6 protein-coding genes are annotated in these 5,273 nt (G+C 62.9%); 1 reads left to right on the top strand and 5 read right to left on the bottom strand.

The features are described 5' to 3' along the window. Nucleotides 1-26 precede the first annotated feature (26 nt). Nucleotides 27-1,187 carry a CaiB/BaiF CoA-transferase family protein gene (locus tag EN750_RS17215; RefSeq protein WP_127255131.1) on the bottom strand — a complete coding sequence of 387 codons (1,161 nt, stop codon included), beginning with the start codon at nt 1,185-1,187 and terminating at the stop codon, nt 27-29. Nucleotides 1,188-1,189: 2 nt separating this feature from the next. Then, a complete protein-coding gene (locus tag EN750_RS17210) occupies nt 1,190-1,741 on the bottom strand; it encodes a MaoC family dehydratase (protein ID WP_127397119.1) in 552 nt (183 codons plus the stop codon). Between the two features lie 199 nt (nt 1,742-1,940). On the opposite strand from EN750_RS17210, the gene EN750_RS17205 reads away from it, so the two are divergent. Beyond that, nucleotides 1,941-3,038 carry a lactonase family protein gene (locus tag EN750_RS17205; RefSeq protein ID WP_127397118.1) on the top strand — a complete coding sequence of 366 codons (1,098 nt, stop codon included), beginning with the start codon at nt 1,941-1,943 and terminating at the stop codon, nt 3,036-3,038. Nucleotides 3,039-3,079: 41 nt separating this feature from the next. On the opposite strand, the gene EN750_RS17200 is transcribed toward EN750_RS17205, so the two are convergent. The 3 genes from EN750_RS17200 to EN750_RS17190 all read right to left on the bottom strand — a co-directional run. Continuing rightward, nucleotides 3,080-4,066, bottom strand: a complete 987-nt coding sequence (locus EN750_RS17200; RefSeq protein WP_127270123.1) for a Tim44 domain-containing protein — start codon at nt 4,064-4,066, stop codon at nt 3,080-3,082. A gap of 68 nt (nt 4,067-4,134) precedes the next feature. Then, nucleotides 4,135-4,437, bottom strand: a complete 303-nt coding sequence (locus tag EN750_RS17195; RefSeq protein ID WP_127397117.1) for a zf-TFIIB domain-containing protein — start codon at nt 4,435-4,437, stop codon at nt 4,135-4,137. Between the two features lie 232 nt (nt 4,438-4,669). After that, nucleotides 4,670-5,273 (bottom strand): zinc-dependent alcohol dehydrogenase family protein (locus EN750_RS17190; protein ID WP_145967738.1); only part of this gene is annotated, 604 nt, incomplete at its 5' end.

Below are 5,273 nucleotides of genomic sequence, written 5' to 3'. Positions count from 1 at the left end.
GGTCATGCCCTTGAGGATGGGCACGCTCACAGGCCGAACTCCGCGCGGATGGCGGCACTGTGCTCGCCGATGCGGGGCGCCGCCCGATCGACCTTGGCCCTTATGCCATCGACCCGGAGCGGCGAACTGGTGGTGAGGATCGACACATCGTCCTCGCGCGTCACAGTCTGCAGCATGTCGAGGGACTGGAACCCTTCGCTCGCCAGCATCTCCGGCCAGGTCAGCACTTTGGCGCACCAGATGTCGGCCGGCTCGAGGATATCAAGCCACTCATCGATGGTCTTGGTCGCGATCCGCTGCGCGATGATCGCCTTGATGTCGTCGCGCGCGGTGAACCAGGATGCCGGCTTGTCGCGATAGGGTGCGAGTTCGCTGAGCGACAGGAGATCGGCCAGCTTGGGGATCGGCGTCATGGCGATGGCGAGATAGCCGTCCTTGGCCGGATAGACACCGTAAGGCGCCGACAGATAGGCATGCGCACTGCGGAAACTGGAGCGCCTGGGCAGCCGGCGGCCGTCATTGAGATGCGTGGTCAGCACCTCGAACTGGAAATCGACAAGCGCTTCCAGCAGGCTGGTTTCGATGTGGCTGCCCTGACCGGTGATACCGCGCCGCACCAGTGCGGCCAGAATGCCCTGCGCACAGGCCGCACCGGCCAGCATGTCGCCGATGGCGAGGCCGAATGGCACCGGCCCCTGGTCCTCGTCGCCGTTCAACCACATCACGCCGGAACGCGCCTGCGCCAGGAGATCCTGGCCCGGGCGTTTGACCCACGGGCCGTCCTCGCCATAGCCGCTGATCGAGGCATAGACCAGGCGTGGATTGATCTTGCGGACCGCCTCATAGTCCAGGCCGAGCCGTTCGATGACGCCCGGCCGGAAATTCTGGATCAGCACGTCGGCCTTGGCCAGAAGGCCGCGCAGCGCCTCGAGGTCGGCCTCGTTCTTGAGGTCGATGGCAAGACTTTCCTTGGCCCGGTTGATGGCATGGAAGATGGTAGAATCGCCGCCGATCTCGGTGTCGCTGAGATAGAGCCGGCGCGACAGGTCGCCGCCATCCGGGCGCTCGATCTTGATGACGCGCGCGCCGAGATCGAGCAGCCTCAGCGAGCAATAAGGCCCGGACAGGAACTGGCTCATGTCGACGACGACGAGACCGGCGAGCGGCAATTCGGCTGCTGCCGGCATCGTTATTTCTCCGTCTTGCCGACGAAGTCGGCCGGGTTGCGGTACTTCACCGTCTGCAGATGCTCGCAATAGAGAACCAGCTCGCCTTCGCCCTTGAACACCTCGTAGCTGGCGCGGATCAACCCCATCTCCTGGTAGCGGGGCTTCTTGTCGAGATTGGAGCGGATCGAATAGATCGTGTCGCCAATGAAGACGGGTTTTATGAAGCGGAGCTTGTCGTAGCCATAGGAAAAGGCGTTGACGCAGTTGGTGGCGACCAGTCCCAGGCCAGCCGAGAAGACGAAGGCGCCGGCGATCAGCTGCTTGCCGAAAATGCCTTCGCTCTCGGCAAACATCTGGTCCTGCACATAGGGGTGGATGTCGAGCACCAGCGTGTTGAACAAATGGCTGTCGCCTTCGGCCATGGTCCGTCGCAACGAGCGGATTTTCTGCCCGACCGGCCAATCCTCATAGAACCAGTTTTCGGCGTTCCATACCGGCAGCGCGGCATGATCCGCCGGCATGTTCTTGGGATGCGTCGAGGCGACACCGACGGTGGATGCGAAATCGGTCATGACCGAATCCGCCAGTCCTGCCGAAGGGACCGCGCAACCATTTGAACACGCATCAAGGCGCCTGAATGCAAGACTTCTCCTCCCGTCAATCTTCTTTTGTAAATAGTATTTTCACATATGGGGTTGCGTTGCAAGCGTGAACAGGCGAAATTTTGGCTGCTCCCGCGCGCCGAAGCGCAGGCGGGCAGGGAGGAAAATCATGCACAAGGATTGTCTGGTCTTTGTCGGCAGCCTGAACCGGGAGGCGCCGTATTTTCAGGGCGCTCGGGGCGTCGGCCTCAGCGTCTACAGCTTTGACGAGACGACGCTGGAAACCCGAAAGCTGGCTGAAGCCGATGACGTCGACAATCCAACCTTCCTCTCGGTGACGCCGGACGGTTCACACGTCTACGCCAATTCGGAAGTCTTCACCTGGCGCGAGGGAACTGTCTCCGCCTACAGCTTCGATCGTGCCTCGGGCGCGCTCACCTATCTGAACAAGCAGCCGTCGCTGGGCAGCATCACCGCCCATAACTCCATCACCCGCGACGGGACAAAACTGCTGGTCGCCAATTACGGCATGGGCGAGGGCGGTCCGGATCGCGCGGTGGCGGTCTATGGCTTAGAGGAGAGTGGTGCCTTGTCGGCCCCGCTGGCCAGCGTCTCGCATTCCGGCAGCGGCCCGAATGCGGCACGGCAGGAGCGCTCGCACGCCCACAGCGTCACCGAAACCATCGGCGGGGGAACAGCCATCGTCGCCGACCTCGGCATCGACCGGCTGGTGTCCTACCGGATCGGGCACGACGGCAATCTGGCCAAGCTAACCGAATCCGCTTTGCCATCCGGCGCCGGTCCACGCCACCTCGCACTGCATCCGAACGGACGCTTCGTCTTCGTTATGAACGAGCTGGATTCGACCATCGTGGCGATGGCGCTGGACGAAGCCTCGGGCAAGCTCACGCTCATCGACGCGAAGCCCGCGGTGCCAGCCGAGGCGCGCGACAGCAACCATTGCGCCGACATACAGATTTCCCCGGATGGCCGTTTTGTCTACGGCTCCAACCGTGGCCATGACAGCGTTGTCATCATGGCGGTCGACCAGCAGACGGGTTCGCTGAGCCTCGTCGGCTACGTCCCTTGCGGCGGTGCGACGCCGCGCAACCTGGCGCTGACGCCGTCAGGCGGCCATCTGTTTTCCGCCAACCAGAATGGTGACCGCATCTTGATCTTCGCGCGCGACACCGAGACCGGCATGCTGACCGACACCGGACGCGCCATCGAGATCGGCACGCCGATGTGCGTCAAGATCGTGCGCTGAACACCCACAACCGCGAAGCCTTGGACAAAATCGCCCGGGGCTCAAGCCTGTTGTATTGCCGAGAGCTTCCAGTTCGAGCCATTCTCACGCACGAATGTCCACAGCTCGGTCGTCTCTGTCGGATGATCATCGTCGCCCGCGACGACCTTGCCGCTGGCCCGTTCGCGCGTCACGTCACGAGACTCGTAGCGCAATGCGGCCGTGGCGTAGTCGCGGTCATCCTCACGCCAGCTTTCAGCGACGTCGGCCTGCAGCAACGTGATGTCCGTTACCTCGTTCCTGAGACCTTTCTGGGCATTGTCGGCCAGCTCTTCCGACAGATAGGATACCATTTCGGGGGTAACAGCCCGGCGCAGAGCGGCATGGTCTTCGCGCCCGAATGCTTCCTGGACATCGGTCAACAGCTGCTGGAATGCGTCGAGGTCGGTCTGAGCCAGCGTGATCTCATCAGAACCGATGGCTGGAGAGCTTCCGCCCGAACCACCGCCAAAGCCGGGAATTGTGAAGGAGCCTGCAGTCTGCTGCCCTGCCGTTGCGCGGTTCTCAAATCTCGAAGCCTGGGCATTGCCGACACCGGCGAGCGCTGGCGCAGGACCACGCGCCGATTGCGAGCGGAAGAAGCGGATAGCCAGCATGATCGCGCCACCGATGAGCAGGGCCTGAAGCAGGAAACCGAACATTCCGGCCAGGCCGCCGAAGCCTTGGCCGACGAGCAGGCCGATCAGGCCGCCGAGCAGCAGGCCCCGCATCATCGTTCCACCGAAACCGCTCATGAAGCCGGGCCTCTGCGGGCCTGCCTGCGGCTGCCGGGCCGCGTTGTTCACACCGGTGTTGGGCGTCATCGAACGCTCGACCGGAGCGGTCGGGGCCGGTGCGGTCCTAGTCGGCGGTGCCGATTGGAACGTGCGCATGCCACGACTGCCGAAACTGCCGCCGCGGCGCGCCTCGGCATGGTCTATCGCGACCATCGAAAACGCCAGGAACAGTCCTGCAAAGAGGGCTGCAAATCGGCTTGTACGGGAAGTCATCGGAGATGAACCTTTGTCTCTGCGGTTTCGGAAATTTTCAGCCGTCGCCGGGTGCCGGCGTCATGCGGTCAATCGAACAACTCTTCGAAAAATGATTTCTTCCGCTTTGGATAGCGGTGGCCGTGGGAGCGGGAATAATCGTCGTCGCGGCCCTGGCCGTGTTGCGGCTGGGAGAATGCTGCCGGCTGTGGCTGCGGCGCCGGCGCCGCTTCCCTGCCGGAACGCTCGATGATCTTGTCGAGTTCTCCCCGATCAAGCCAGACGCCGCGGCACTGCGGACAATAGTCGATTTCGATACCCTGGCGTTCGCTCATCACGAGCGCAACGCGGCAGGAGGGGCAAGTCATGCCAAGGAGAGAAGTAGATGTCATACGGCGCTCCAAACCAAAAAGAAGGAACCCGCTCGACCGAAAAGGATGAAAACGGGCCCGTTACAGCGGTCCGACATCACAGTCGCCAAAAGCGACAGTCAGAGGGGCCCGGCCCGCAGGGGACAATTAGGAATGCAGCGCCGCGCCTTCAAGGGGCGATATTGCCCGCAAGAGTGATTTGTTCGCCATCTCGCTCAGACCGTGACCACGATTTCAAATCGTCACCACGATTTCAGATCGTCACCACGATCTTGCCGAACTGCTCGTTCGACTCCAGGTGGCGATGTGCCTCGACGATTTGGTCGAACGCGAAGGTCCTATCGATGATCGGCTTTAGAGTCCCGGTCTCGAGTCCTGCGAGGATGAAAGCCTTGGCGGCCTCCAGTTTCGCCGGGTTGCCGGTGATCTCGTGGACGAGGTAGCCGCGCAGCGTCAGTGTCTTGGCCAGCACGGCGAATAGCGGAAACGGTGTCGGCGCGTGGCTCAGTCCGCCATATTCGATGAGGATGCCGCTATGCGACATGGCCGCCGTCAGCGGCTCGAAGCTCGGGCCGCCGACCGCATCGAACACGACGCGCACGCCTCGCGGCCCGGCGATCTGGTTCAACCGCGCCGCCAGATCTTCCTCCGTCGAGGCCACGACTTCGGCCGCACCGGCGTCGAGCAGCGCCCGCATCTTCGCCGATGTTCGCGTCACCGCAATCGTCGTCGCGCCCACACTGTTGGCGATCTGGATCGCGGCAAGCCCGACACTGCTCGACGCCGCGGTGATCACCACGTGGTCTCCGCTGTGCAGCCCGGCGATATCGATCAGCGCGCCATAGGCGGTGAGGTAT

Source organism: Mesorhizobium sp. M7A.F.Ca.ET.027.03.2.1 (genome assembly GCF_003999175.1).
Lineage (GTDB): Bacteria > Pseudomonadota > Alphaproteobacteria > Rhizobiales > Rhizobiaceae > Mesorhizobium.
The sequence above is the reverse complement of the archived record's forward strand: the minus strand, read 5'-3'. Positions and strand labels throughout refer to the sequence as shown.